Source organism: Streptomyces sp. NPDC051940 (assembly GCF_040680895.1).
Classification (GTDB): domain Bacteria; phylum Actinomycetota; class Actinomycetes; order Streptomycetales; family Streptomycetaceae; genus Streptomyces.
In genome coordinates, this window is sequence record NZ_JBFAXR010000047.1 from 1 (window position 1) to 26,707 (window position 26,707).

26 protein-coding genes and 1 pseudogene are annotated in these 26,707 nt (G+C 70.7%); 14 read left to right on the plus strand and 13 right to left on the minus strand.

Annotated features, from left to right (window positions below; translation table 11 throughout):
* Positions 1-561: 561 nt before the first annotated feature.
* Positions 562-1,314 (plus strand): MBL fold metallo-hydrolase, encoded by a 753-nt coding sequence (locus AB0M28_RS19615; RefSeq protein ID WP_365406077.1) that lies wholly within the window; start codon positions 562-564, stop codon positions 1,312-1,314.
* Between the two features lie 76 nt (positions 1,315-1,390).
* Here the strand turns inward: AB0M28_RS19615 and AB0M28_RS19620 are convergent, their stop codons facing one another.
* Positions 1,391-2,710 carry a PTS transporter subunit EIIC gene (locus tag AB0M28_RS19620; protein ID WP_365406080.1) on the minus strand — a complete coding sequence of 440 codons (1,320 nt, stop codon included), beginning with the start codon at positions 2,708-2,710 and terminating at the stop codon, positions 1,391-1,393.
* 288 nt (positions 2,711-2,998) lie between these two features.
* On the opposite strand from AB0M28_RS19620, the gene AB0M28_RS19625 reads away from it, so the two are divergent.
* The 4 genes from AB0M28_RS19625 (at position 2,999) to rdgB (ending at position 5,115) form a co-directional block, all read left to right on the plus strand.
* Positions 2,999-3,232: a PTS glucose/sucrose transporter subunit IIB gene (locus AB0M28_RS19625; RefSeq protein ID WP_365406082.1), complete on the plus strand. Its 234-nt coding sequence runs from the start codon at positions 2,999-3,001 to the stop codon at positions 3,230-3,232.
* A 124-nt stretch (positions 3,233-3,356) separates the two neighbouring features.
* The gene (rph, locus tag AB0M28_RS19630; RefSeq protein ID WP_365406085.1) at positions 3,357-4,121 is read left to right on the plus strand and encodes a ribonuclease PH; all 765 of its coding nucleotides are present in this window, start codon (positions 3,357-3,359) and stop codon (positions 4,119-4,121) included.
* On the plus strand, positions 4,118-4,510 hold the full coding sequence (locus AB0M28_RS19635; protein ID WP_365406088.1) for a hypothetical protein: 393 nt from the start codon (positions 4,118-4,120) through the stop codon (positions 4,508-4,510). Before rph ends, AB0M28_RS19635 begins: the two co-directional genes overlap by 4 nt.
* Complete coding sequence (gene rdgB, locus AB0M28_RS19640; RefSeq protein ID WP_365406091.1) at positions 4,507-5,115, plus strand: RdgB/HAM1 family non-canonical purine NTP pyrophosphatase; 609 nt, start codon at positions 4,507-4,509, stop codon at positions 5,113-5,115. The genes AB0M28_RS19635 and rdgB overlap by 4 nt, the downstream gene beginning before the upstream one ends.
* 64 nt (positions 5,116-5,179) lie before the next feature.
* Here the strand turns inward: rdgB and AB0M28_RS19645 are convergent, their stop codons facing one another.
* From AB0M28_RS19645 to AB0M28_RS19665, 5 genes are all read right to left on the minus strand, one after another.
* Complete coding sequence (locus AB0M28_RS19645; protein WP_365406094.1) at positions 5,180-6,037, minus strand: fumarylacetoacetate hydrolase family protein; 858 nt, start codon at positions 6,035-6,037, stop codon at positions 5,180-5,182.
* 67 nt (positions 6,038-6,104) lie between these two features.
* On the minus strand, positions 6,105-6,872 hold the full coding sequence (locus AB0M28_RS19650; RefSeq protein ID WP_365406097.1) for a YidC/Oxa1 family membrane protein insertase: 768 nt from the start codon (positions 6,870-6,872) through the stop codon (positions 6,105-6,107).
* A gap of 110 nt (positions 6,873-6,982) precedes the next feature.
* On the minus strand, positions 6,983-7,291 hold the full coding sequence (locus AB0M28_RS19655) for a DUF6412 domain-containing protein (RefSeq protein ID WP_365406100.1): 309 nt from the start codon (positions 7,289-7,291) through the stop codon (positions 6,983-6,985).
* A 142-nt stretch (positions 7,292-7,433) separates the two neighbouring features.
* Positions 7,434-8,903 (minus strand): sodium:solute symporter family protein, encoded by a 1,470-nt coding sequence (locus AB0M28_RS19660; RefSeq protein ID WP_365406103.1) that lies wholly within the window; start codon positions 8,901-8,903, stop codon positions 7,434-7,436.
* Positions 8,900-9,097 (minus strand): DUF3311 domain-containing protein, encoded by a 198-nt coding sequence (locus AB0M28_RS19665; RefSeq protein WP_365406106.1) that lies wholly within the window; start codon positions 9,095-9,097, stop codon positions 8,900-8,902. Before AB0M28_RS19665 ends, AB0M28_RS19660 begins: the two co-directional genes overlap by 4 nt.
* 80 nt (positions 9,098-9,177) lie before the next feature.
* On the opposite strand from AB0M28_RS19665, the gene AB0M28_RS19670 reads away from it, so the two are divergent.
* A complete protein-coding gene (locus AB0M28_RS19670) occupies positions 9,178-9,627 on the plus strand; it encodes a type II toxin-antitoxin system PemK/MazF family toxin (RefSeq protein WP_365406109.1) in 450 nt (149 codons plus the stop codon).
* A gap of 411 nt (positions 9,628-10,038) precedes the next feature.
* Here the strand turns inward: AB0M28_RS19670 and AB0M28_RS19675 are convergent, their stop codons facing one another.
* Positions 10,039-11,637, minus strand: a complete 1,599-nt coding sequence (locus AB0M28_RS19675) for an MFS transporter (RefSeq protein WP_365406112.1) — start codon at positions 11,635-11,637, stop codon at positions 10,039-10,041.
* Positions 11,638-11,823: 186 nt separating this feature from the next.
* Between AB0M28_RS19675 and AB0M28_RS19680 the strand changes: the two genes are divergently transcribed.
* Positions 11,824-12,762 carry an RNA polymerase sigma-70 factor gene (locus tag AB0M28_RS19680; protein WP_365406115.1) on the plus strand — a complete coding sequence of 313 codons (939 nt, stop codon included), beginning with the start codon at positions 11,824-11,826 and terminating at the stop codon, positions 12,760-12,762.
* 41 nt (positions 12,763-12,803) lie between these two features.
* Positions 12,804-13,169: pseudogene (locus tag AB0M28_RS19685) on the plus strand (AAA family ATPase); the annotation flags it as partial.
* A 750-nt stretch (positions 13,170-13,919) separates the two neighbouring features.
* Here the strand turns inward: AB0M28_RS19685 and AB0M28_RS19690 are convergent.
* The gene (locus AB0M28_RS19690; protein ID WP_365406118.1) at positions 13,920-15,380 is read right to left on the minus strand and encodes an ABC transporter substrate-binding protein; all 1,461 of its coding nucleotides are present in this window, start codon (positions 15,378-15,380) and stop codon (positions 13,920-13,922) included.
* A 294-nt stretch (positions 15,381-15,674) separates the two neighbouring features.
* Between AB0M28_RS19690 and AB0M28_RS19695 the strand changes: the two genes are divergently transcribed.
* From AB0M28_RS19695 to AB0M28_RS19710, 4 genes are all read left to right on the plus strand, one after another.
* On the plus strand, positions 15,675-16,133 hold the full coding sequence (locus AB0M28_RS19695) for a M67 family metallopeptidase (protein WP_365406121.1): 459 nt from the start codon (positions 15,675-15,677) through the stop codon (positions 16,131-16,133).
* 59 nt (positions 16,134-16,192) lie between these two features.
* Entirely contained in the window at positions 16,193-16,318 is a 126-nt protein-coding gene (locus AB0M28_RS19700; protein ID WP_365406124.1) for a putative leader peptide, read from the plus strand.
* Positions 16,319-16,452: 134 nt separating this feature from the next.
* Entirely contained in the window at positions 16,453-16,728 is a 276-nt protein-coding gene (locus tag AB0M28_RS19705) for a MoaD/ThiS family protein (RefSeq protein WP_365406127.1), read from the plus strand.
* On the plus strand, positions 16,728-17,678 hold the full coding sequence (locus AB0M28_RS19710) for a cysteine synthase (RefSeq protein ID WP_365406130.1): 951 nt from the start codon (positions 16,728-16,730) through the stop codon (positions 17,676-17,678). The genes AB0M28_RS19705 and AB0M28_RS19710 overlap by 1 nt, the downstream gene beginning before the upstream one ends.
* Positions 17,679-17,766: 88 nt before the next feature.
* Here the strand turns inward: AB0M28_RS19710 and AB0M28_RS19715 are convergent, their stop codons facing one another.
* The 3 genes from AB0M28_RS19715 to clpS all read right to left on the minus strand — a co-directional run bounded on the left by AB0M28_RS19715 (position 17,767) and on the right by clpS (position 20,516).
* On the minus strand, positions 17,767-19,191 hold the full coding sequence (locus tag AB0M28_RS19715) for an amino acid permease (protein ID WP_365406133.1): 1,425 nt from the start codon (positions 19,189-19,191) through the stop codon (positions 17,767-17,769).
* Positions 19,192-19,599: 408 nt separating this feature from the next.
* Complete coding sequence (locus tag AB0M28_RS19720) at positions 19,600-20,208, minus strand: DUF2017 domain-containing protein (RefSeq protein ID WP_365406136.1); 609 nt, start codon at positions 20,206-20,208, stop codon at positions 19,600-19,602.
* Entirely contained in the window at positions 20,208-20,516 is a 309-nt protein-coding gene (gene clpS, locus AB0M28_RS19725) for an ATP-dependent Clp protease adapter ClpS (protein ID WP_365406139.1), read from the minus strand. Before clpS ends, AB0M28_RS19720 begins: the two co-directional genes overlap by 1 nt.
* A gap of 1,127 nt (positions 20,517-21,643) precedes the next feature.
* Here clpS and AB0M28_RS19730 point away from each other — a divergent pair.
* Complete coding sequence (locus AB0M28_RS19730; RefSeq protein WP_365406142.1) at positions 21,644-22,966, plus strand: nicotinate phosphoribosyltransferase; 1,323 nt, start codon at positions 21,644-21,646, stop codon at positions 22,964-22,966.
* Between the two features lie 166 nt (positions 22,967-23,132).
* Positions 23,133-23,726 (plus strand): isochorismatase family protein, encoded by a 594-nt coding sequence (locus AB0M28_RS19735; RefSeq protein WP_365406145.1) that lies wholly within the window; start codon positions 23,133-23,135, stop codon positions 23,724-23,726.
* A 50-nt stretch (positions 23,727-23,776) separates the two neighbouring features.
* Here AB0M28_RS19735 and AB0M28_RS19740 read toward each other — a convergent pair whose 3' ends face one another.
* Positions 23,777-24,085, minus strand: coding sequence for a hypothetical protein (locus AB0M28_RS19740; protein ID WP_365406148.1), 309 nt, complete (start codon positions 24,083-24,085; stop codon positions 23,777-23,779).
* A gap of 125 nt (positions 24,086-24,210) precedes the next feature.
* Positions 24,211-26,529, minus strand: coding sequence for an immune inhibitor A domain-containing protein (locus AB0M28_RS19745; RefSeq protein ID WP_365406237.1), 2,319 nt, complete (start codon positions 26,527-26,529; stop codon positions 24,211-24,213).
* Between the last annotated feature and the right edge of the window lie 178 nt (positions 26,530-26,707).

A 26,707-nucleotide genomic window follows, 5' to 3' on the forward strand; every position in this document is an offset into this window, starting at 1 on the left:
TGGCGTCGCGGCTGTCGCGCAGTGAGCCGGTCACGCCCGAACCCGCCCCCACGCAAACCCAGAGCCGGTCCGGCGTTTGAGGACTCCGGCCGAAGGCCGGATGCGCGTCAGCCGACGCAAGGCGCCCTCCAGCCCGTCCGGCGTTTGAGGACTGAGGCGCGGAGCGCCGAACCGCGCCGCAGGCGCAAAGCGCGAACCGCACGATGCAGCGTGACGGGCACCGATCCCAGCCCGTCCGGCGCCTGAGGACTGAGGCGCGAAGCGCCGAACCGCACCGCAGGCGCCAGCACAAACCGCACGATGCAGCGCGACCGCACCACCACCCCAGCCCGTCCGGCGTTTGAGGACTGAGGCGCGGAGCGCCGAAGCCCGCCCCACGCGCAAAGCGCGAACCGCACCGCGCAGCGAACCGCCAGCCTGGTGATTCCGCGCACACATGGGGTGACCACGGGTACCGGGGAAGGGATCCCGGCTTACGCTCGACAGGCCGAACGCCGTCCGTCGGGGCCCCAGCCCCCGACGGACAACGCACCTCTTGACCGCCGGAGGTTCCTGCCGCACATGAAGCTCACCGTCATTGGCTGCTCCGGCTCGTTCCCGTCCGCCGACTCGCCCTGCTCCAGCTATCTGGTCGAGGCGGACGGCTACTCCCTGCTGCTCGACATGGGGAACGGCGCGCTGGGCCAGCTGCAGAGGCACTGCGGGCTGTACGACCTGGACGCGGTCGTGCTCAGCCATCTGCACGCGGACCACTGCATCGACATGTGCGCCTACTTCGTGGCCCGCTACTACCGCCTCGACGGCGGCCGCCCCGCGCTGCTCCCGGTCTACGGCCCGGCCGGCACGGAGCAGCGGCTGACCGAGGCGCACGCCTCGACGCCGTCGAAGCACTCGATGTCGGAGGTCTTCGACTTCCGCACCCTGGAGCCGGGCCGTTTCCAGGCGGGCCCGTTCACCGTGTACACCGACCGGGTCAGCCACCCCGTGGAGGCGTTCGCGTTCCGGGTGGAGCACGCCGGCCGCGCGCTGGTCTACTCCGGCGACACCGGCCCCTGCGCGGCGCTCTCGGAGCTGAGCAAGGACGCGGACCTGCTGCTCTGCGAGGCGGCGTTCACGCACGGCAAGGAGGACATCCCCGACCTGCATCTGAACGGTCTGCAGGCGGGCGAGCTGGCCGACGCGGCCCAGGTCCGCCGGCTGGTCCTGACCCACATCCCGCCGTGGACGGACCCGGAGGTCAACCTGCGCGACGCCCGCTCGGCGTACCGGGGTCCGGTGGACGTGGCGCGCACGGGCGCGGTCTACGAGATCTGACCACCGGTCCGGAACACACCGAAGCCCCCGGAGCCGAGACGGCGCCGGGGGCTTCGTGGCGGATGCGCGAAGGACGTCAGTCCTTGGTGATGTCCTCGACCTCCTCCTCGGGCTCGCGGCCCGGGGTCAGCAGGTTGAACTTGGTGATCGCGAAGCGGAACACCACGTAGTAGATGGCCGCGAAGACCAGACCGATCGGGATGATCTTCCATGGATCCGTGGCCTTGTTCCACGCGAGCAGGTAGTCGATCAGACCCGCGGAGAACGTGAAGCCGTCGTGGACGCCCAGGCCCCAGGTGACGCCCATGGACACGGCGGTCAGCACCGCATGCAGCGCGAACAGCACCGGGGCGATGAACATGAACGAGAACTCGATCGGCTCGGTCACACCGGTGACGAACGAGGTCAGCGCCAGCGAGATCATCATGCCGAACACGGCCTTGCGGCGCTCCGGACGGGCGGAGTGCGCGATGGCCAGCGCGGCGGCCGGCAGGCCGAACATCATGATCGGGTAGAAGCCGGTCATGAACATTCCGGCGGTCGGGTCACCGGCGTAGAACCGCGGCAGGTCGCCGTGGACCACCTGGCCGGCGGAGTCGGTGAAGCTGCCGATCTGGAACCAGGCGACGGCGTTGACGAACTGGTGCATGCCGATCGGGATCAGTGCGCGGTTGATCAGGCCGAACATGGCCGCGCCGCCCGAGCCGAGGCCGGTCATCCACTCACCGAAGTCGGTGATGACGTTGCCGACCGGCTCCCAGCCCAGCACGACCAGGACGCCGAGGGCGGTGCCCACCACGGCGGTGATCATCGGGACCAGGCGGCGGCCGTTGAAGAAGCCGAGCCAGTCGACCAGCTTGGTGCGGTGGAACCGCTGCCAGAGCACCGCGGAGAGCAGACCCAGGACGATGCCGCCGAGGACGCCGGGGTTCTCGTACGTCGCGCCCTGCAGGAACGCGCCGTTCGCGTCCACCCAGGCGCCGCCGCCGAAGGATTCGGCACCCTGCAGGGCCGCGCCCTTGCCCGGGTCGTTGGCCGGGAAGGAGTGGATGACGGCGTAGTAGGTGAGGAAGCCGGTGACGGCCGCCAGCGCGGTGGAGCCGTCCGACTTCTTCGCGAAGCCGATCGCGACACCGATGCAGAACAGCAGCGGCAGACCGAAGGAGCCGTTCAGCAGGGCGCCGCCGGCGCCCGCGAAGACCTTGGCGACGTTGTCCCAGCCGAGGCCGTCGGCGCCGAACACGTCCGGCTGGCCGAGGCGCAGCAGCAGACCGGCGGCGGGGAGCACCGCGATCGGGAGCTGCAGGCTGCGGCCGACCTTCTGCAGGCCCTGGAAGAGACCAGAACTCCGCTTCTTCTTGGGTGCCGCCTTGGCGGGAGCACTACCCGTCGACATGAATTTCCTCCATGGGGCAGGCGCCGCCAGGGGGACAGAGGTCTGTGGGGGACGGCGGCGTCCATCCTTCGCACGTCCGGGCATGGACACGCGTGGTCTACACCAATGACTGGTGTAGACCAGTTCTAACACGTAGGTCGTGCGTAAAGAAACCTCTGTTGGTCGCAGGCTATCCGCGATGGGGGAGTTGGTCCTGTTTTGCTGCTCCCGCCGAAGAGGTCCGCGGGCCGGGCGTAACGCATACTGGCGTAGACCAGTGGCCCGTTTGAAGAAAGTGGAGTGTGGGACATGGCCAGCAAGGCTGAGAAGATCGTCGCCGGCCTCGGCGGCATCGAGAACATCGTCGAGGTCGAGGGCTGCATCACCCGCCTCCGCACCGAGGTGGAGGACGCGTCGCTGGTCGACGAGAAGGCGCTGAAGGCCGCCGGCGCCCACGGCGTCGTGAAGATGGGCACCGCGATCCAGGTCGTCATCGGCACCGACGCGGACCCGATCGCCGCCGACATCGAAGACATGATGTGAGCCCGTACGCACCCGCCGGGTGAGCGTCCCACCGCCCACCCAACAGGCAGGCAGCACACGGCCCTCCGTCCCGTCCGGGGCGGAGGGCCGCGGCATCCGGGCGACGCCCGATAGGGTCACTCCCATGTCAGGAACCAACGCCCCCACGTCCGCCGACGCACTCCGGATCGACGGCCGCACCCCGGAGCAGCTGCGTCCCGTGGCCCTCGAGCGCAGCTGGAGCAAGCACGCCGAGGGCTCCGTCCTCGTCTCCTTCGGGGACACCAGGGTGCTGTGCACCGCCAGTGTCACCGAGGGCGTCCCCCGCTGGCGCAAGGGCAAGGGAGAGGGCTGGGTCACCGCCGAGTACGCGATGCTGCCGCGCGCCACCAACACCCGCGGCGACCGCGAGTCCGTACGCGGCAAGATCGGCGGCCGGACCCATGAGATCTCCCGGCTGATCGGCCGCTCCCTGCGCTCCGTCGTCGACTTCAAGGCGCTGGGCGAGAACACGATCGTGCTGGACTGCGACGTCCTGCAGGCCGACGGCGGCACCCGTACCGCCGCCATCACCGGCGCCTATGTGGCCCTCGCCGACGCCGTCGCCTGGGCCCAGCAGCACAAGCTGGTCCGCGCCAAGGCCCAGCCGCTCACCGGCACGGTCGCCGCCGTCAGCGTGGGCATCGTGGCCGGGGTTCCGCTGCTCGACCTGTGCTACGAGGAGGACGTACGGGCCGAGACCGACATGAACGTGGTCTGCACCGGCGACAGCCGTTTCGTCGAGGTGCAGGGCACCGCCGAGGGCGAGCCGTTCGCCCGCTCCGAGCTCGACGGGCTGCTCGACCTCGCGGTCGCCGGCTGCGCCGAGCTGGACCTGCTGCAGCGTGAGGCGCTTGGAGGCCTTCTGTGACCCGTCGTCGTGTACGCACCACCCCGCTCGCCCTGACCCTCGCGGCGGCCGCCGCGCTCACCGTCTCGCTCACGGGCTGCGACTCCGTGGACAAGGCGCTGGACTGCGGCCGGCTGGCCGCGAACATCGCGGACGACGTACAGGACCTGCAGAACACCGCGTCCAACGCGGGCGACAGCCCGCAGGCGTTCGTCGACGCGCTGGACGCCATCAACACCGATCTGAAGGACTGGAAGGGACAGACCGACAACGCGGACCTGACCCAGGCCGTCGACGATCTGCAGAAGGCCGTCGACAGCGCCCGCCAGTCCGCCGAGGACGGCACCGTCCCGGACGTCACCCCCATCGCGGACGCGGCGGGCGAGGTCTCGAAGGTGTGCACCTCGTGACGGGCGCGAAGCTGGTGCTCGCCACCCGCAACACCCACAAGGTCGGCGAGCTGCGGGCCATCCTCGCCGACGCGGGGCTGACGGTGGAGCTGGTCGGCGCGGACGCGTTCCCGGAGATTCCCGACGTACGGGAGACGGGCGTGACCTTCGCCGAGAACGCGCTGCTCAAGGCGCACGCGCTCGCGCAGGGCACGGGGCTGCCGGCCGTCGCCGACGACTCCGGGCTGTGCGTCGACGTGCTCGGCGGGGCGCCGGGCATCTTCTCCGCCCGCTGGGCGGGGCGGCACGGCGACGACGCGGCGAACCTGCGGCTGCTGCTCGACCAGCTATCGGACATCGACGCCGGGCACCGCGGGGCGCACTTCGCCTGCGCGGCGGCGCTGGCGCTGCCCGACGGGACGGAGCGGGTCGTCGAGGGGCGGCTCGAGGGGACGCTGCGGTTCGAGCCGGCCGGATCCGGGGGGTTCGGTTACGACCCGGTCCTGGAGCCGACGGGATCGTCGCGTACCTGCGCGGAGCTGTCGCCCGAGGAGAAGAACGCCATCAGCCACCGGGGCAAGGCGTTCCGGGCGCTCGTCCCGGTGGTGCGGGAGCTCGTCGGCTGACCCTGCGCAGAACCTCGGGCGGGTCCGTGCTTCGCGTGAAGCACGGACCCGCCCGCTGTTGCTGCTACGCCTGCTTCAGGGTCTGGGTCTGCCGTCCCAGGCCGGCGATCTCCAGCTCCACGACGTCCCCCGACCGCAGATACGGCTTGGGGTCCGGGTGGCCCAGGGCCACGCCCGCCGGGGTGCCCGTGTTGATGACGTCGCCCGGGTAGAGGGTCATGAAGTGGCTGAGGTAGCGGACCACCTCGGCGACCGGGAAGATCTGGTCCGCCGTCGTGCCGTCCTGCTTGAGCTCGCCGTTGACCCACAGCCTCAGGCTCAGCGCCTGCGGGTCGGGGACCTCGTCGGCGGTGACCAGCCAGGGGCCCAGCGGGTTGAAGGTCTCGCAGTTCTTGCCCTTGTCCCACTGGCCGCCGCGCTCGATCTGGAACGCGCGCTCGGACACGTCGTGCGCGACCGCGTAGCCCGCGACGCAGGCCAGCGCCTCCTCGTGCGAGCCGAGATAGCGGGCCGTACGGCCGATCACGACCGCCAGCTCCACCTCCCAGTCCGTCTTCTCGCTGCCGCGCGGCACGAGCACCGTGTCGTACGGGCCGACCACGGTGTCCGGGGCCTTCATGAACACCACGGGCTCCCCCGGCACCGGCGCGCCGGTCTCCGCCGCGTGGTCGTGGTAGTTCAGCCCGATGCACACGATCTTGCCGATCCGGCCCAGCGGGGCGCCGGTCCGCAGTCCGGCGGCGTCCAGCACGGGGAGCGTGCCGGCCGCCGCCGCCTCACGGATGGCGGTGAGCTGCGCGTCGTCCTGGAGCAGGCGTCCGTCGATGTCGTCGACCAGTGCCGAGAGGTCCCGCAGTACGTCGTCGCCGTCGAGCAGGGCCGGGCGTTCGGCCCCGGCCGGGCCCACGCGCAGCAGCTTCATGATCATCACTCCTTGTCCGGTATTCGGCTGATCCTCCAAGAGCGAGGTCCAGTCCGCAAGACCCTGTTCAGGTAGCGGACCGGGGGGACTTGACGGCCGGGCGGGTCTCCGGGGCGCTGATGATCGTGCGGTGCAGGAAGGTGCGCTCGGCGGCGGACCACGCCGTCGTGGTGGCGAGGTAGAGGCCGGCGGCCAGCGGGACGACGGCCGCGGTGAGCAGGGTGCCGAAGGACATCAGCGGCATCCACTTCGTCATGCCCGCCATACCGGGCGGTGTCGGGGCGGGGTTCTTCTGGGCGGCGCGCTTGGCCGCGGCCAGCGCGATGACCTTGCGGTTGTGCCGGAAGCTCCAGGTCGCGGCGACCGCGACCACGGCGAACAGTCCGACGTACACCAGGCCGTGCGTGCCGAGCAGCCCGCCGTCGTCGAGCGCGTCCGAGAAGTTGCCGCCCAGTGGGGCGCCGAGCAGGGTGTGGCCGAGCAGATCGTGGTCGTGGCCGGAGAACAGCCGGTACATCACCATGAACACGGGCAGCTGCAGCAGCATCGGGCCGCAGCCGGCCAGCGGCGAGGCGCCGGACTCCCGGTACAGCTCCATCGTGGCCTTCTGCAGCTTCTCGGGGTTCTTCTTGTGCTTGCGCTGCAGCTCGGCCAGCTGCGGGGCGAGGGCCTCACGGGCCTTCTGGCCGCGGGCGGTCGCCCGGGCCAGGGGGTGCAGGGCGAGTCGTACGCAGAGGGTGAACGCGATGACGGCGGCCGCGGTCGCGGACGCGCCGAACAGGGGGGACAGGGCGTCCGCGACCGCGGACAGGGCGGAGCTGAGGGCGTCGAACATCGGGGTGCCTTCCGGGCGTCGTACCGAGGGATGGTCGGCGTGACGAGCCGTGTGCACCTCCGCACGCGCGGGTGTACGGGCCCGTGGTCCGGGTCCGGTGCGCGGCGGGGTTACGCGGCCGTCGGAAGGGCGTGTCCTGGTGCCCTGGGGCGGGCACGGCCGGCGGCGTCGGGATCGCGCTGCGGCAGGAACGCGGTGCGCAGGGCGCGTTCGCGGATGGCGGTGCGGATGCGCCCCGGGGGCGCGGGGGCGGTCGCCGTGCGGTGGATGAGCGTGACGCTCAGCAGGAGCAGGGCGGCGGAGGCGGCCGATGCCGCGAAGCCCGCGGAGAGGCCGGCCTCGTCGTAGAGGGACTCCCCGAGGAGGTAGAGCAGGGCACCCACGAGAAGGCGGCAGACGGTCGCGGCGCGTCCGGGCATGCGGCTGTCTCCTCTCCGTACGTGGGCTCCCTGGATCGTAACGCGGGGAGGCCGCGTGCGGTTCCGCACGGACGCGGGGCGCCGCGTCCGTGGGGCCGGGCGAGAGGCCCCCGGACCCGATCGCGCGCCCCGCCCGGGGCGGTCAGAGTGTGGCCAGGATCTCCTCGTCCCGGCGGGGGTCCGCCGCGGGGCGCGGCGTCAGCGCCGTGACCGCCAGCGTCACGAGGACGTTCGCCGCCAGGGCGACCAGGCCCGCGTTCACCCCCCACACCGGGTCGTGGTGCTCGTAGATGAGCCAGGCCACCAGCCCCACCCCGGCCGCCAGCCCCGCGAGGGCCGCCCCGAGCGTGAGGCGGCGCCACAGCAGCCCGAGCAGCAGCATCGGGAGGAGCTGCGCCATACCGGCGTAACTGATCAGGGAGAGGCGGACCAGCGTGTTCGGCGCGGTGTACGTCATGAGCAGCGCCACCGCGCCCGCCAGCACGACCACCGTCTGCGCCGCGGCCTTCTCCCGCACCCGCAGCCCGCGCACCAGCGGGATCACGCTGCGCCCCCACATCGTGCCGATCACCAGCATGAACACCGCCATCGGCACGATCGACGACAGCGCCGCCGCGGCACCGACGACACCCACCGCCCAGGCGGGCAGCGAGTCGGTGACCAGCTCGAACAGCGCCAGGTTCGAGTCCGCGCCGGTCAGCCCCGGTACGACGAACAGGGCCGCGAGGCCGAGCAGCATCGGGACGAACAGCAGCACGTTGTAGAAGGGCAGCGCGACCGCGTTGCGGCGCAGCACGTCCGCGTCGCGGGCGCCCAGATAGCCGGCGACCGTGGTCGGGAAGATCACCACGGTGAGGGCGTTGAGGAAGGTCGTCGAGGCGAACCACGCGGTGCCCAGCCCGCCCGAGTCGTGCCCGGGCAGGGTCAGCCACTCCGCCTTCTCCGCATCCAGCCGGCCGAGCAGTTCGCCGTAACCGCCGAAGTAGTGCAGCGGGACGTAGACCGCGAGGAACGCGAGCGTCACGATGACGAGGAGGTCCTTCAGCACCGACACCCAGGCGCTGCCGCGCAGCCCGCTGACCACGACGAAGCCCGTCGCCACGGCGAAGGCGACGAAGTACGCCCAGTTCAGGCTGATCGTGCCGTACGAGATGGTGGCGACGACCACGCCCATGCCGGTGATCTGCAGCTGGATGTACGGGAGCAGGAAGACCGTCGCCAGCACCGCGACCGCGGCGCCCGTCCGGGGGCTGGCGTAGCGGTGGGCGATCATGTCCGTGATCGAGACGAGGCCGTGCCGGCGGGCGTACGACCAGAGCAGCGGCCCGGCGAGATACCCGACGGCGTAGCCGCAGGACATGTACGCGATGACGTACAGCACGGGGGCGCCGTAGTTGTAGCCCCAGCCCGCTGCGCCCAGATAGCTGAAGCTCGTGTAGCCCTCGCCGGCCATGAGCACCCAGATGAACACCGCCCCGAGGCTGCGTCCCCCCACGGACCACTCGGCGAGCCCGGCCTTCCCGCGCCCGCGCCCGCGCACGGCCGTGAGGCCCAGGACCACGGTGAGCAGCATCGCGGCGCCGAACACGGAGGTGGCGACGGCGGCGTTCATCCGCGGCCGCCCCGGCGCTTGTCGCCGCGGTAGGCGAGCCAGACCGCTGCGGGTGTCAGCAGGGTGGCCCCGGCGAGCCAGAGCCAGAGGAAGGGGACGCCGCCCGGTGCGGGGCGCAGGCGGTTGGCCCAGGGCAGCGCGACGCAGTAGAAGCCGAACGGGGCGAGAAGCCACAGGTGGGAGCGATGGAACACGGCTCGACGCTACCCCTGACGCCCGCCCGGGCAGCCGCTCCGGCGTGCCCCGGCCGCGGGGGGAATCTACGATGCGGGCAATGGACACCTCGTGGTGGTGGGCTCTCGGCGCCGTGGTGGCGCTGGCCGTGGCCGCCGGGCTGGTCGACGCCTGGGGGCGGCTGCTCGGCGCACGCCGCCGGCGCACGCGGGTGCCTCGGGCGGGCGGGCCGCGGCCGGAGGTGCGGCAGGGTGAGATCTGGTGGGCGAAGGTGCCCTTCGAGGACCGGCCGGGGTCGAAGGACCGGCCCTGCCTGGTGCTGCGGGTCACCGGGGACACCGCGCTGGTCGCCAAGATCACCAGCCGGTACAGCGACGAACGGCCGGGCGTGATCCCGCTCCCGCCCGGCTCCGTGGGCGACGCCCGGGGCCGGGCCAGCTATCTGGAGACCGCCGAACTCCGCGAGGTGGACGCCTGGGACTTCCGCCGCCGCGCGGGCACGGTGGACCCGCTGATCTGGGACCAGGTCCGCTACCTGGCGGAGCCTTAGCCCGGAACGCCGCCCCGGGACCGCGCACGCCCCTGCCGGAGCGCGTCGCCCGCAGCCCGGCGAAGCCCATGCGGTGCCCATACGACGCCGACCCGCACCCCTCGCTCCCACGGGGCCTGGGGCGAAGCCCCCGAAAGCTCCTCCAAGACCCGAGGGCGACCGACGGAATTCGTTGACCAGCCGGAACGCGGCTTGCGCCGAGTTGGATCCCCGCGCAGGGGTGCCCGCGTTCCCGCCCTTGAGCGTCGGTGCCGACGCGGACGAACTCGGTCCCGATAGGGCCCGCCGAACCGACTGCGTTTCGTCACCTGAGGCAGCCCATTTCGTCGGTAGCCCGTTCTGCCCGGGCGGGCGCGCTTCGAAGCGCTTGAGTCGAGCTGGGAGTACGCACGCGCCCGCCCACTCCCGGGGTCAGAGGGCGGCGACTGTCTCGGTCTCCTGCGCCTCCACCGGCGCGGGTGCGGAGGTGGCGTTCTTCGGACCGCGGAAGGCGATGTAGGCGAGCAGTACGCCCATGACGGCGGCGCCTACCCACATGGACTGGTGCCACCCGTCGACGAAGGACTGCCGTGCGGCGTGGACCAGGTCCGGTGCGTGTGAGCCGGTGCTGCCCGAGGCCTCGATCGCGTTGGCGATACCCTCCCGTGCGGTCTCCGCGGTTCCCTGGGGGATGCCGTGCAGCCTGTCGTCGATGGCGTTGCGGTAGCCGGCCGACAGGAGCGCGCCGAGCATGGCGACACCGAGCGCGGTGCCGAATTCGCGGGTGACATCGTTGAGGGCGGAGGCCACGCCTTGCTTCTCGCCCGGCAGGGAGCGGGTGATGGCCTCGGTGGAGGGCACCATGGACAGGCCCATGCCGACGCCCATGACGATCACGCCGGGCAGGATCGACAGGTAGCCGCCGTCGACGGAGGCGAACAGGGCCATCAGCGCCAGACTGAGGCCGGTCAGTGCGATTCCCACGGCCATGGTCGAGCGAGCGCCGATCCGCGAGGCCATCCGCGGGGCCAGGTTGGAGGACATCATCACCGCGATGGCCAGGGGCATCAGAGCCGCCGCGGACAGCAGCCCCGACCAGCCGAGCACGGCCTGGAGGAACGGGAAGAGGACCACTTGCGTACCTCCCTGGACTCCGAAGACCACGACCAGCGTGATCGAGCCGCCGGCCAGGCCGCGCTCGCGGAACAGACGTAGGTCCAGAAGCGCGGCGTCCCGGCGGTGCAGCTCCCAGGCCACGAAGCCGGCCCCGGCGACGAGGCCGACGGCGAGGCTGATCAGAGTCTCAGGTGCTGTCCAGCCGCGCTCCGGCCCTTCCTGCAGGACGAAAACGAGGCCCGCGACGGCGACGACGGATACCAGCGCGCCGACGGCGTCGAATCGGTGGGCAGAACGCTCGTGGGAGTTGGGGACCGACTTCAGCGTCATGGCCACGGCCACGACGGCCAGGACTACGGGCAGGGCGAACAGCCAGCGCCAGTCGGCGACGTCAACGAGAAGGGCGGAAACGAACATTCCCAGGACGCCACCGCCACCGGCGACGCCGGTCCACACGCCGATGGCCTTTCCGCGCTGCTCCTCAGGGAAGGTGGAGGTGATGACGGCCAGGGTGATGGGCATGATCATTGCTGCGCCGACGCCGCCGGCCAAACGCGCGGCGAGCATCACCTCGGCGGTCGGGGCCACAGCTGCCGCAATGCTCCCGATACCGAAGACGGCCAGACCGGCGATCAGCATGGGCTTTCGGCCCAGGCGGTCACCGATCGCTCCGGCCGGCAGGAGCAGCGCGGCCAGGGCGAGGGTGTAGATGTTGATGATCCACAGAACCGTGTTCTGCGAGCTGCCGAACTCGACGGCCATCTGGGTCTGAGCGACGATCAGCCCGGCCACTGACGCGATGACGGCCATCAGCGCCAGCGAGACCGTGGTCAGGATCGCGCGCAGATGACGCGCATCCGGCACGCCACCGCCGCTCTCGTCAGCGGGTGCCGCCTGTGCAGCGTTCGTCTTCATGGATTCCTCCGTGATGCGTGCCGCGTGCAGTGTTCCCGCGGCTCGGACGAACACCAGACGACGGCCATCACCAGTCCGTGACAGCTGCCGCTCTGTGACGTGCGACACCGCTCGCCGATGTCACAGAGCGGCACGGGACGTCGTCTTGTGCGTGACGGCAAAGGCGAGCAGACAGGAGAACCGGCGATGCGCGAGCCCAGCGAGCCGACGGCGGGCACAGCCGGGCGACTCGTACGCGACGACCGCGTGACCCCTGCCACCGAAGCGTTCCTGGCCCACCGCAATCTGCTGTTCACCGTCGCCTACGAGATGCTCGGGTCTGCCGCTGACGCCGAGGACGTTCTGCAGGAGACCTGGCTGCGCTGGGTGGGCGTCGACCTCGATGCGGTGCAGGATCAGCGCACCTACCTGGTGCGGATCACCAACAGGCTGGCGGTGGACCGGCTTCGCGTGCTCGGTCGGCGCAAGGAGTCCTACGTCGGCGCCTGGCTGCCTGAGCCCCTGCGGACCGCGCCCGACGTGGCCGAGGACGTCGAACTGGCCGACAGCGTCTCGATGGCGATGCTGCTCGTGCTGGAGACCCTCGCACCGACCGAACGGGCGGTGTTCGTGCTGCGTGAGGTATTCGCCCTCCCCTACAGCGAGATCGCCGAAGCTGTCGACAAGACCCCGGCCGCGGTACGCCAGATCGCCCACCGGGCACGGACACACGTCGCCGCCCGCCGACCACGCGACACCGTCTCCCCTGCCAAGGCGCGGGCCGCGATCACGGCCTTCCAGCGGGCAGTCGAAACCGGCGAGCTGCAAAGCCTGATCGACATCCTCGCGCCCGATGTTGTCGCCCTGGTCGACGGCGGCGGGCTCATGCGGACCCTGCCCAAGCCCATCGTCGGAGCCGACAAGGTGGTCCGCACGCTGGCCGCCGGCCTGAGCAGGTTCGCTGCCGAAAGGTCGGCCGAACCCGTTCAGGTCAACGGCCACCTTGGGCTCATCGTGCGCCGCGACGGCGAGATCGAGACCGTTGTGGCCATGCGAGTCGAAGGCGGCCTCATCACCGGGCTCTACTTCGTGCGTAACCCCGAGAAGCTGTCTCGGGTGGAGCAGGAGACCGAGCTCAGCCGCTGACCTCACGTGTGCCCTGTTCCAACGAATGTGATCACGCGGGTGTGACATCTGGTCGGATCATCCTCTTGAACGGAACGTCGAGCTCGGGGAAGTCGGGCGTCGCCCGGGAGCTATTGGATGTTCTGGACGATGGAGTGCATTTCCACCTCGCGGTCGACGGCTTCAACGCGATGCGCACCAAGCGCGAGCTCAGCGCTGAGGAATTCGACGGCGCGCTTCGGCGGACCAGGTTGGGATTCCACCGCTCGATCGCGGCCATGGCCGGGGTGGGCAACCATGTCGTGGTCGACCATGTGCTGAGTGAACCCTGGCGGCTGCTTGATTGCCTGCGGGTGCTGTCAGCCGAGGACGTGGTCTTCGTCGGTGTCCGCTGTCCGTTGGACGAGTTGGTCCGCCGTGAGCGGGCAACCGACGGAATTCGTTGACCAGCCGGAACGCGGCTTGCGCCGAGTTGGATCCCCGCGCAGGGGTGCCCGCGTTCCCGCCCTTGAGCGTCGGTGCCGACGCGGACGAACTCGGTCCCGATAGGGCCCGCCGAACCGACTGCGTTTCGTCACCTGAGGCAGCCCATTTCGTCGGTAGCCCCCGCCCCCCAGGGGGCAAAGCCCCAGGACCCGCCCCGTGGCTCCGGAGCACCCGGGATCCGACCGGGCAGCCGCCCGCCGGAGCCGTGGCGCCCGACGCCGGTCCGGGACCGGGCACGCTGCGCGGCGCTGATCCGCACCTGCCCCACTCACGCAACCACCCTCCCCGCGGGGTCCGGGGGCACAGCCCCAGGATCTGCGCGAGGCAAAACCCGCAGGGCCTGCGCAGGGGCGAAGCCCACAGGGTCTGCACGACGGCCGAAGCCCCCGGGATCCGACCGGCCGCGCACCCCGCCGGAGCCGTGGCACCCGACGCCGGTCCGGGACCGGGCACGCCATGCGGCGCTGATCCGCACCCGCCCCATACACGCGACCACCTTCCCCGCGGGGTCTGAGGGCACTGCCCGCAGGGTCTGCGCAGGGCAAAGCCCGCAGGGTCTGCGCAGGGCCGAGCACCCGGGATCCGACCGGTCGACGCACCCCGCCGGAGGCGTTCCGTGCGGGAACGCCGGAGGGCGCCGGGGGATCCCCGGCGCCCTCCGTGGTGTGCGGTGTCTCAGACGCGTCGCGTCGTCACTCGCGGCCCAGCTCCCAGACGCGCCACGCGCCCGTGGAGTCGAGGAGGTTCTCGCCGCCCAGGATGTGGTCCGTGGTCAGCGTGTAGTCCTTGGCCTGGTAGAGCGGCAGCACCGGGACGTCCTCGGCCGCCTTCTCGTCGATGGCCTGGTAGTCGGGCAGCGCGCGGGTGCGCTGCGAGACCTTCAGGCTGTCCTTGATGGCGTCCTCGATGACCGGGCTCTCGTAGCCGTTGTTGTAGGCGTTGGTCTTGCCGACGATCGGCGACACATAGGTGTCCGGGTCCGGGTAGTCGGGCAGCCAGCCCACCGTGAAGGCGTCTTCCTCACCGGAGGAGACCACACCGAAGAACTTGTCGGAGGGGATGGGCTTCTCCGTGATCTTGAAGAGCCCGCCCGTCTCCAGCTGCTTGACGAGCGCCTTGGTCTCGTCCTCGAAGCCGGCGTCCGCGCGGTAGCCCAGGGTGAAGGCGTACGGCGTCTGGATCCCGGCCTCCTGGAGGATCTTCCGCGCCGCCGCCGGGTTCTTCTTGGGCAGCTTGTCGTAGAACGCCGTGGTGTGGCCGGCGATACCGGCCGGGATCAGCGAGTACAGCGGCTCGACGGTCCGCAGGTGCACCTCGCTCGCGAGCTGCTCGCGGTCGATGAGGGCCGCCGCGGCCCGCCGGACCGCCACGTCCTTGGTGCGCGACGCCGGGGCGCTGTTGAAGACCAGGTGGCGCAGCGAGGTGCCCTTCAGCGACGAGACGCGCACGTCGTCCTTCGGGTTGTCCTCGATGTCCTTGTACATCTTCGAGGTCATGTCCCGGCTGGCCACGTCCAGCTTCTTGTCCTGCCAGGCCTGGTGCAGCTTCTCCGGCGTCGGGAAGTACTTGATCTCCACGCCGTCGTTGCGCACCTCGAAGCGCCCCTTGTAGTCGGGGTTGCGCTCGAGCACGGCCGACTTGCCCTCGTCGTAGCTCTTCAGGATGTACGGCCCGGAGCCCACGACGCCGCTGCCCTTGAGCGGGCCGTCCTTGGGGTAGACCGTGTGGTCGACGATCGCGCCGGCCGTGCTGGCCAGCTTGAACGGCCACGTGGCGTCGGCGGTGGTGAGGTGGAAGATCACCTTGTCGGGACCGTCCTCCTCCACCTTGTCCAGCGTGGATATGACCGGCCAGGGACCGTCGCCGTCGGACTTCTTGAAGTAGGCCTTCACCCGCTCCAGGGAGAAGACCACGTCCTCGGACGTCAGCTTGTTGCCGTTGGAGAACTTCAGGTCGTCACGCAGCGTGCACTCGTAGACCTTGAGCGTCTCGTCGGTGAAGTCGCAGCTCTTCGCCGCGTCCGGCACCGGCTCGGAGCCGGAGGGCTTGAACGTCAGCAGGCTCTGGTGGAGCGTGCTGAGGATCGCCCACGACGGCGCGTCGTAGGCCGCGGCCGGGTCCAGCGCGGAGACCGCGTCCGTCGTGCCGACCACGATCGGATCCGTATTGTCATCACCGCCCAGGAGCCCGGACGAGCCGCAGCCGGCAAGCAGTGAGACGGCCAGGGGGACGGCCGCGAGAGGAGCGATGAGTCGGGTAAACCGCACGGATAATGCCTTCCACGCACGCCACCGCGCCCCGGGTGAGGGCGCGGGCGATCTGTCACCGGAGTAGGTGGACCGCCAGCCAATCACAGAGAGTCGCGTCCTGGGGTGCGCTTACGGCAAAATTTCTCATCTGATGGGATGTTGCAAGAAGATCGTCACCGGGTCTTTATCCTTGCGGCCATGCTCACCATCACCCAGGCCCTGCACGACAGCATCGTCGCGCACGCGCGCGCCGACCATCCCGACGAGGCGTGCGGCATCGTCGCAGGTCGGGCGCCCGCACCGGCGGACGGCAGGCCCGAGCGCTTCATCCCCATGCTGAACGCGGCCCGCTCCCCCACGTTCTACGAATTCGACTCCCAGGACCTGCTGAGGCTCTACCGCGAACTGGACGACCGGGACGAGGAACCGGTCGTGATCTACCACTCACACACAGCGACGGAGGCGTACCCCTCCCGCACCGACGTCTCCTACGCCGGGGAGCCGAACGCACACTACGTCCTGGTCTCCACCGCCGAGTGCGGCAACGACGAGGGCCCCGTCTCCTTCCGCTCGTTCCGCATCGTGGACGGCGAGGTCAGCGAGGAAGAGGTGCGGATCGTCGCCTCGTACGAGGACACGGCCCCCGTGTCCGCATGAGCATCCACATGCTGGGACGACCCTCGGGAAGGGCGTCCGGGAATCGATACCATGAGCGCATGGTTGACGGCTCTGTGAGGGACAGGATGGAGAAGACGCCGGGCACGCTGCTCGTGGCGCGCCTCCATGTCGACCTGTGCCGCCTCGCCAGCGCCATGTGTCCTGGCCGCCCAGCCGCGGCCTGACCTGCGCCCGACCGCCCGCCGGCGGCGCCCCGGGGCCGCGCTTCCCTCCCGGTCCCCGCGATTCCCCGCTTCCCGCTCTCCGCTCCGTGCGCAGCCCCTTCGGCCGGAGCGACCCGTCGTCTGGAGCCCATGCCATGGCCATCGAGGTCCGCATCCCGACCATCCTCCGCAGCTACACCGACGGCCAGAAGGCCGTGACCGGTGACGGCGAGACCGTCGCCGACCTCTTCGCCGATCTGGAGTCCCGTCATGCGGGCATCCGCGACCGACTGGTGGACGGCGGCGAGCTGCGCCGCTTCGTCAACGTCTATCTGAACGACGAGGACGTCCGCTTCCTCGACGGCATCTCCACGAAGCTCGCCGACGGCGACAGCGTGACCATCCTCCCCGCCGTCGCCGGTGGGGCCTGATGCGTTACGACAGCCCCCTCGCCGCGGTCGGCAACACACCGCTGGTGCGGCTGCCGCGGCTCTCGCCTGCCGACGACGTACGGATCTGGGCGAAGCTCGAGGACCGCAACCCCACCGGCTCGGTGAAGGACCGCCCCGCGCTCTTCATGATCGAGCAGGCGGAGAAGGACGGCCGGCTCACCCCCGGCTGCACCATCCTGGAGCCCACCTCGGGCAACACCGGGATCTCCCTGGCGATGGCGGCCCGGCTCAAGGGCTACCGGATCGTCTGCGTGATGCCGGAGAACACCTCCGAGGAGCGCCGCCAGCTGCTGGCGATGTGGGGCGCGGAGATCATCTCCTCCCCCGCGGCCGGCGGCTCCAACACGGCGGTGCGGGTCGCGAAGGAGCTGGCGGCGGAGCACCCCGACTGGGTGATGCTCTACCAGTACGGCAACCCCGACAACGCGGGCGCCCACTACGCCACCACCGGCCCGGAGATCCTCGCGGACCTGCCCTCCGTCACCCACTTCGTGGCGGGCCTGGGCACCACGGGCACGCTGATGGGCGCGGGCCGCTATCTGCGGGAGCACCGCCCGGACATCCAGATCGTGGCCGCCGAGCCGCGCTACGACGACCTGGTCTACGGCCTGCGCAACCTGGACGAGGGCTTCGTCCCCGAGCTGTACGACGCCTCCGTGCTGACCAGCCGCTTCTCGGTGGGTTCCGAGGACGCGGTGGCGCGCACGCGCGAGCTGCTCCAGCAGGAGGGGATCTTCGCGGGCGTCTCGACGGGCGCCGCACTGCACGCGGCGATCGGCGTCGGCCGCAGGGCGGTCCGCGCGGGCGTGCCCGCGGACATCGTCTTCATCGTGGCGGACGGCGGCTGGAAGTACCTCTCGACGGGCATCTACACGGCCGCGACCACGGAGGAGGCGGTGGCGGTCCTGCAGGGGCAGCTCTGGGCGTGAGCTGGCTGTCCCCACCGGACACCGGAAGACCCGGCCTTCCGCACCGGACAGCGGCGGAGGACCGGGTCTTCTGCATACGGCGAGCGCGTTACCGCGCGTCCGCGTACGACGGCTCCAGCGCCTCCCGCGGCGCCCTGCGCTTCAGGGCCGTCCAGCCGATGCCCAGCACCACGGCCCAGCCCGCGCCGACGTACAGCGACACCCGGGAGTCGGGGTCCTTGGCGATCAGGACGGTGACGAAGATCAGGAAGAAGAGCGCGATCCAGCTGCACACCGAGCCGCCCGGGGCCGGGAAGGACGAGGCCGGCAGCCGGCCCGCGACCACGGCGCGGCGGTAGCGGATGTGGCTGACCAGGATCATCATCCAGGTCCAGATGCCCGCCGCGGTGGCCACGGACATCACGTAGCCGAACGCCTTCTCCGGCACCAGGTAGTTGAGGACGACGCCGATGCCCATCACGGCCACCGAGAGCGCGATGCCCGTGGCCGGGGTCTTGCGCGAGCTCAGCTTCCCGAGGAACTTCGGGGCCTCGCCGTTCGACGCGAGGTCCCGCAGCATCCGGCCGGTGGAGTACATGCCGGAGTTGCAGGACGACAGCGCCGCGGTCAGCACCACGAAGTTGACGATGCCGGCGGCCAGCGGGATGCCCATCTTGCCGAAGGCGGCCACGAACGGGCTGACGCCCTCCTGGAACTCCGTCCACTGCACGACCGAGAGGATGACGACGAGCGCGCCGACGTAGAAGACGATGATCCGCCACGGCAGGGTGTTGATCGCCTTGGGGAGGGTCTTCTCCGGGTTCTCGGACTCGCCGGCGGTGACGCCGACCAGCTCGACGGCGAGGTAGGCGAACATCACGCCCTGCAGGGTCATCAGGCTGGAGCCGACGCCGTTGGGGAACATGCCGCCGTGGTCCCACAGGTGGCTGACGGCGGCGGTGTCGCCCGCGTCGGAGAAGCCGAGGGTCAGCACGCCGAGGCCGATGACGATCATGCCGATGATCGCGGTGACCTTGACCATGGAGAACCAGAACTCGAGCTCACCGAAGATCTTCACGGAGATCAGGTTCACGCCGAAGAGGACGACGAGGAAGGTCAGGGCGCTCACCCACTGGGGGACGCCCGGGAACCAGTAGTTGACGTAGATCGCCGCGGCGGTGAGCTCCGTCATACCGGTCACGGCCCACATCAGCCAGTACGTCCAGCCGGTGACGAAACCGAAGAACGGGCCGAGGAACTCCCGCGCGTACTCGGCGAAGGAGCCGGACACCGGCCGGTAGAGGAGCAGTTCGCCGAGCGCCCGCATGATGAAGAAGATGATCACGCCGGCGAGGGCGTACATCAGGATGAGGGAGGGACCGGCCTTCGCGATGTTCGCGCCGGCCCCGAGGAAGAGACCGACACCGATGGCGCCGCCGATGGCGATCATCTGGACCTGGCGGCTCCCGAGGCCGCGCTCGTATCCCTCCTCCGCAGCGGCCTCACCGCTGCGCAGGGTCTGCACTTCGCTCATGGTGTAGCGCCTTTCCTCGAACGGTCCAGGAGCGGCTGGACCGGTCTGCGTTTCCCCCCGGGACGGTTTTCCTTCCACCGCTGACGGCCGTGTCAGCGAGTTGGGAAGGTCTACCACGCGGAAAGACGACGCCGAGTGAGGCACTTCACCCGTCAAATGGGGCTGATCACTTCATTTCGGACAAGGGGGGACGGCTCGATGCGTGTTCGTTATCCGGACATGAGGTTGCGCTGAGGTTTCGATCCGGGGGCGTAAGGGGGGATCGGGGCGTGCGGTGACTACACATGTCCGCATGCCGAGACACAGGGGTGCCCGGGGAGTGGACACCTACCGGGGGTGGTCTCCGGCGGTCGGGGCCGCGGTCTCAGGCAGTCGAGGCCGCGGTCTCAGGCGGTCGGGGCCGCGGTCTCAGCCGGCCAGGGTGTCGATGAGGGACTCCTGCAGGCCGCCGAGCCAGAGATACGCCATCGCCATCGGCTTGCGCGGGTCCTCGTCCGGGAGGCGGTAGAGCAGCTCGCTGTCCTGGTCCTCGCGGATGTCCAGCCGGGCCCCGATGGCCAGCCGCAGGTCGTTCAGGGCGCCCAGCCACTGCCTCGACTGCTCGGGGTCGAGCTTCAGCACGCCCCCGCCCTCGCCCTGTACGGACATCGAGTCCAGCGTCCGCACGATCGCCAGCGCGTTCTCGCGCTTGCCCGCGCGCAGGTCGTTCTCGGTGTAGCGGCGGAACTCCGCCGCCGCGGCCGCCTCCTCGGCGCGCTCGGCCTCACCCTTCGGCTCGCGCTCCGGGTCCCCGTAGGCGTCCGGGAAGAGCCGGGCCAGGGCGGGATCCGAGGGCCGCTCACTCGGACCCTCCGCGAACAGCGCGTCCAGGGGGTCCAGCGACTCGCCCTCGGGCTGCTCGCCGGGGCCGATCAGCTCCAGCAGCTGTACGGCGAGCGAGCGCAGGATGGAGATCTCGACCTCGTCGAGGGCGACGGCGGCCCCGCCACCGGGAACGGCTTCGAAGTGGGATGCCATCAGCGGTCCTGGGAGAGTGTGGCCCACAGGCCGTAGCCGTGCATGGCCTGGACGTCGCGTTCCATCTCCTCGCGGGTCCCGCTGGAGACGATGGCCCGCCCCTTGGTGTGTACGTCCATCATCAGCTTGCGGGCCTTCTCCTTGGGGTAGCCGAAGTACGCCTGGAACACGTAGGTCACGTAGCTCATCAGGTTGACCGGGTCGTTGTGCACGATCGTCACCCAGGGGACGTCCGGTTCGGGCACCGCTGCCGGGCTCTCGGCCTCGAGGGTCTCCGAGCGCTCGATCTCGGTGGGCGCGACACTCACCTGTAGCCCCTCATTCGCGTTGCGTACGGCCGTCACCCCCCATGCTGCCACTGCGGCGGCCGCCGCAGCCATTCGACTGACCGGTCGGGGGTCTGGGGACGGGGGGTCTGGGGGGCTGGTAAGCCCCCCAGCGACCACCGGTCAGGCTGTCCTGCAGCATCCGGTCGCGATCCGGAGACACCCATGGTCTGCGCGGGCGGTCCCCCGACGGGTAGCCAGGGCACGGATGGCGGCCGCTGCCGGCACGGCTCGGCGCGGGCGTTCACCAGCCGGCGACTGCGGCGCCGGGCCACCCGGCGGCCGCTCTTTTGATGCGGAGCGATTCTGCGGCCCCAGGGGGCCTTGCCGGGCGGAGCGCGGGGGGACGGCGCCTGGGCGCCGCCCAGCGAACGGCTCCGCTGACGCTGCGCCGATGCGGAGCACGGCGGCTCCGCTGACGCTCCGCCGGGGTGTGCCGTCCGGTGACCCGGTGGGGCTGCGCCGGCTCCGCTTGCGCTCCGCCGGCCAGATGCGAAGCGAACGGCTCCGCTGGCGCTCCGCCGAGGCATGCCGCAGGCGACCGGTTGCGAGTGGGCCGACTCCGCTGCGCTCCACCGGCAAATGCGCACCTGCCGGCGTGACCGGCACCGCTCTCAGCCCGTCCGGCGCTTGAGGACGAGGCGCGAAGCGCCGACCGCGTCAGCCGGCGCAAGGCGCCCTCCAGCCCGTCCGGCGTTTGAGGACTGAGGCGCGAAGCGCCGAACCGCGCCGCAGGCGCCAGCGGGACTGGAACGCTTCCAGCGCGACCGCACCCCCACCCCAGCCCGTCCGGCGCTTGAGGACGAGGCGCGCAGCGCCGAACCGCGCCGCAGGCGCCAGCGGCACCGGATACCTTCCAGCGCCACCGCACCCCCACCCCAGCCCGTCCGGCGTTTGAGGACGAGGCGCGAAGCGCCGACCGCGCCGCAGGCGCCAGCGCGACCCCCACCGCGCAGCGCGACCGGCACCGACACCAGCCCGTCCGGCGCCTGAGGACGCGCGACGCCGACCGCGTCACTCACCGCAAACCACGCGACGCCACCCACGGCAACCCCGCGACCGGAGGTCATATCGTCACCCTGACGAAATCTGCGCTAGCATTGCGTTCCATGACGGACTTGAGGCTCCCGGTCACCGTGCCGTCCACGGCACTGTTCACCGACCAGTACGAGCTCACGATGCTCCAGGCCGCCCTGCGAGCCCGCACCGCCGACCGCCGATGCGTCTTCGAGTGCTTCACGCGCCGCCTCCCGGAAGGCCGCCGCTACGGCGTCGTCGCCGGCACCGGCCGCGTCCTGGACGCCCTGGAGAGCTTCACGTTCGACGAGCGCGTGCTCGGCTTCCTGCGCGAGCGGGAGATCGTGGACGAGCAGACCCTCGCGTGGCTGGCGGCGTACCGCTTCAGCGGTGACGTCTGGGGCTACCCCGAGGGCGAGGTCTACTTCCCCGGATCCCCGATCCTCCGCGTCGAGGGCACCTTCGCCGAGTGCGTGCTGCTCGAGACCGTCATCCTCTCGATCATGAACCACGACTCCGCCATCGCCGCCGCCGCGTCGCGGATGTCCGTGGCCGCGGGCGGGCGCCCCCTGATCGAGATGGGCGCCCGCCGCACCCACGAGCTCTCCGCCGTGGCCGCCGCCCGCGCCGCGTACGTCGGCGGCTTCTCCGCGACCTCCGACCTCGCCGCGGGCTTCCGCTACAACATCCCCACCACCGGCACCGCCGCCCACGCCTTCACCCTGCTGCACGACAGCGAGCGGGACGCCTTCACCGCACAGGTCGAGTCGATGGGCAGCGGTACGACGCTCCTGGTCGACACGTACGACGTGAAGGAGGCCGTGCAGACCGCCGTGGAGGTCGCCGGACCCGGGCTCGGCGCGGTCCGGCTGGACTCGGGCGACCTGCTCCTCATGGCGCACCGCGTACGGCACCAGCTCGACGAGCTGGGCGCGCGGAGCACCAAGATCGTGGTGACCAGCGACCTCGACGAGTACGCCATCGCCTCCCTGGCCGCCGCCCCCGTCGACGCGTACGGCGTGGGCACCCAGCTCGTCACCGGCAGCGGCCACCCCACCTGCTCGATGGTCTACAAGCTCGTCGCCCGCGCCAAGTCGCCCGACACCTCGGCGCCCCTGCAGCCCGTCGCCAAGAAGTCCCTCGGCGGCAAGACGTCCGTCGGCGGCCGCAAGTGGGCGGCGCGCCGCCTCGACGGCGACGGCTTCGCCGAGGCGGAGGTCGTGGGATCCGGCGCGGTCCCGCCGGGGCTGGCGGACCGCCAGCTGCTCGTGCCGCTGGTCCGCGGCGGTGACATCATCGGCCGTGAGCCGCTGGACGCGGCACGCGCCCGGCACGTGGAGGCGCGGGCCGGCCTCCCCCTGTCGGCCACCCAGCTGTCCCGCGGCGAGCCGGTCCTGCCTACGGAGTACGTATGACACCGGGCACATGCGTGCGGATCGGCGGCGGACACCGTCGCCGCCGCGCCGGCGTCCGGCCGCACCGGGCGTATGAGCTCCACCGGATCCGGGGAGACATCATCAATACGCCCCCGCCAGCACTCAACACCCCCCAGGCGCAAGCGGATTGGGAGAATCCAACACCATGCATCGCGCACTGATCGTCGTGGACGTGCAGAACGACTTCTGCGAGGGCGGAAGCCTCGCCGTACGCGGCGGGGCGGACGTGGCCGCAGCCATCACGGACCTGGTCGGCCAGGCGACGGCGGGCTACCGCCATGTCGTGGCGACCCGGGACCACCACATCGACCCGGGCGGCCACTTCGCCGAGCACCCGGACTACGTCGACTCCTGGCCCCGGCACTGCGTGGCCGGCACGGAGGGCGTCGGTTTCCACCCGAACTTCGCCCCGGTCGTCGCGTCCGGCGCGATCGACGCCGTCTTCGACAAGGGCGCCTACGCCGCGGCGTACAGCGGCTTCGAGGGCGCGGACGAGAACGGCGTGCGGCTCGTGGACTGGCTGCGCGCCCGGGACGTCACCGAGGTGGACGTGGTCGGCATCGCCACGGACCACTGCGTCCGGGCCACGGCCCTGGACGCGGCCGCGGCGGGCTTCCGCACCCATGTGCTGCTCGACCTCACGGCCGGCGTCGCCCCGCAGACGACGAAGCGGGCCCTGGAGGAGCTCCGCGACGCGGGCGTGGAGCTCACGGGCAAGCCGGTGGTGGCCACCGGCTGACCCCTCCGCGAGGCCGGAGGGCGGCCCCGGGGAGCCGCCCGCAGGGGCCCCTACGCGGTCGCCGGGCTCAGCAGGCGGCGGATGGGGTGCCACGACTCCGTGTCGTCGTCGAGCTTCGCCCGCCACAGGACGCCCTCGGGGTGGTGGAGGACCGCGGTGATCTCGTCCGGTGTGGGCGGTTCCGCGTTGCCGCGCAGATAGACCGCGCGCAGCCCGAGGTTCCGCAGCCGCGTCAGCGCCCGCGGCCGCGTCGCGGCGTGCACCAGCACCCGGACATGGGTCGACCCGGGTCCCGCCGGCAGCCTGATCGCCACGACCACACTGCCGTCCGGAAGACGGGAGAATCCGCCACCTGCCATACGTCCGTACACCCCCGTGATGAGACTCGCTGTCAGCAAGACAACGTAAGAATCATCTAAACGAAATCGGCCGCCGCCCGCTAGAGGGCGACGGCCGATTCGCGTGTGACCTGCGTTAATGATCGTTAACGCTGGCTCGAACCCACCTCGACGGTCATCGTCTCGCCGCTGACCGGCTCGTCGACGATCGAGATCCGGGTACCGGTGTCAGGAACCTGGACGCTGCCGCCCGGGTTCGACTTGTACCAGTACGTCCCGTAACGGTCGTCGAAGTACGACGCGCCCGCCTTCGGCGCGATCGGCGTCCCCTTGCTGTCCATGTGCAGGGTGAAGCCGTCGACCGGGTAGGTGCTGAACGTCGCGTCGAACGACTGGATCCGGTTGCGCATCATCCCGCCGCCGTAGCGCCAGTTCATCGGCTTGGCGTGGGAGTCGATCGGCAGGATCAGACCCTGGCCCGGGTGGACCGAGGTGTTGTTGTCCGACTGGGAGGTGTCCCAGAGCGAGATCAGCAGACCGTTCTGGTACGGGTAGTGCTCGACCCAGTTCGGGCGCGAGTCCAGGAACCCGAAGTTGTACGGGCCGACCTCGAGGGTCTTGTCGTACGACGTGTACTGGCGGTTCTCCGCGATGTAGTACTGCGCGTACTCCTTGGTGAAGGAGGCGCCGACCTTGGAGAAGCCCTTCTTCGTCCAGCCGTTGTCGTCCGTGCCCTCGGCACCGTCCGCGAAGACCTCCGCACCGTCGGCGGTGATCTTCAGGGCGTCGGCCGCGAAGCCCTTGAGGGCCACGCCGCCGTCGCTGTAGTAGCGGAAGCGGAGCTGGATGTTCTGACCGGCGTACGCGTCCAGCGGGTAGACCAGGTCCTGGTAACCGCCCGACTCGCCGTGCAGCGCCGGCTTGTCGCCGCCGTCGCGCGGGATCTGCTTGCCGCCGATCGTGCCGTCGATCGGGGTGAAGGTCGCCCCGCCGTCGGTCGACACCTCGGTGTAGAGGTAGTCGTAGTTCTGCTCGATCTCGTACCAGCCCTTGAAGGACAGGGCGGCCGAGGTCTTGCCGGTGAGGTCCACCGTGCGGGTCAGCGTGTTCGACAGGTTGTCGCCGCTGCCGCTCCACCACTGCTGCGCACCCTCGGGGGGCGTCGCGATGGTGGTGGTGACGGGCTTCTTCGGCAGAACGGTGATCAGGGCCTGCGGGTTGGCGGTGTTGTACTCCGCCACGCCCAGCTTGTGCGTCGACTTCGTGCCGGCCTGGGCCAGGTCGTAGTCGAGCCAGCCCAGCATCAGCTTGTCCCAGGCGCTCATGTCGCCCGGCAGCTCGCCGATGGAGTCCTTGCCCTCGCCGAGCCAGGAACCGGAGGACATGAGCGTCCAGTAGCCGGTGCTGTTCTCGCCGCCGTTGGTGTCGTAGTGGTCCGGCAGACCGAGGTCGTGGCCGTACTCGTGCGCGTAGACGCCGAGTCCGCCGTTCTCCGGCTGGACGGTGTAGTCGCCGACCCACATGCCGGTGTCGCCGATCTGCGTGCCGCCGGCCTTGTTGTCCGCCGGGCCGGACGAGCCGGCCTGCGTGCCGTACGCGTACCAGCGGTGCGCCCAGATGGCGTTCTCGCCCTCGACGCCGCCGCCCGCGGACTCGTCCTCGCCCGCGTGCACGATCTGGAAGTGGTCGATGTAGCCGTCGGGCTCGTTGAAGTTGCCGTCGGCGTCGAAGTCGTAGCGGTCCCACTGGTCGTACTCGGCCAGCTTGGACTTGATCTGCTCCGTGGTGGCGCCGGCGGCCTTCTGGTCGGCGGCCCACTTGTTGACGGCGTCGCGGACCAGGTCCCAGACGCTCGCGCAGGAGTTGTCGCCGCAGTAGTTCGAGCCGTAGCGGGCCTCGTTGTACTCGACCTTCACCCAGTCCTGGACCTGGCCCTCGACCGAGTAGCGGCCCGAGGACTGCTTCTCGTAGTACTTCGCGACGGACTCCTTGTCGGCGTCGTGCGAGAAGTAGAGGTCCTGGTAGTGCTCCCGGTTGTAGTCCGGGTGCCAGTCCGTGGAGTTGTCGGTGGTGCGGTCCGGCTTGGCGATGGTGTTGTGGGCCGGGCCCGCGTCGCCGCCGTACTTCACGACGGGCGCCTCGGGGCCGTCGGGGCCGTCCGGGTCGTACATCGTGGTGTTGTCGACCTTGTCGCCGAACTCGGCGAGGATCGTGAAGATCTTGTCGGTCTTCTCGCGTGCGAGCTCGACGTACTTGCCGTCGTCGAGCTGCATCACGGTCGAGCCGTTCTTCTCCACCGTCTTGCCCTTGGAACCGCCCTTGAGCAGCCGCTCCACGGCGGCCTCGCGGGCCTCCGTCTGCTGCTCGGTGAACGGGCCCTTCAGGTTGTGCTCGCTGTTCTTGGCTGCCGTCGCCGGGTCGCGGCGCTCGGGTGTACCGGCGCCGTCAGCGGCCGAGGCGGTCATCCCCGGCAGCACGGCCGCCGTGATGGCGGCGACGGTCACGGTGGCCAGGGCGGCGGATCTGATGCTCCTCCGTTGGCGTATCACGAATGCGCTGTCCTCCCCTTCGGCCGATCGCGCGAGCCCCTCCGGATCGGTCCACGCGCGCGGCGCGAATCATGGTCAGTGCATTCGATCTGAC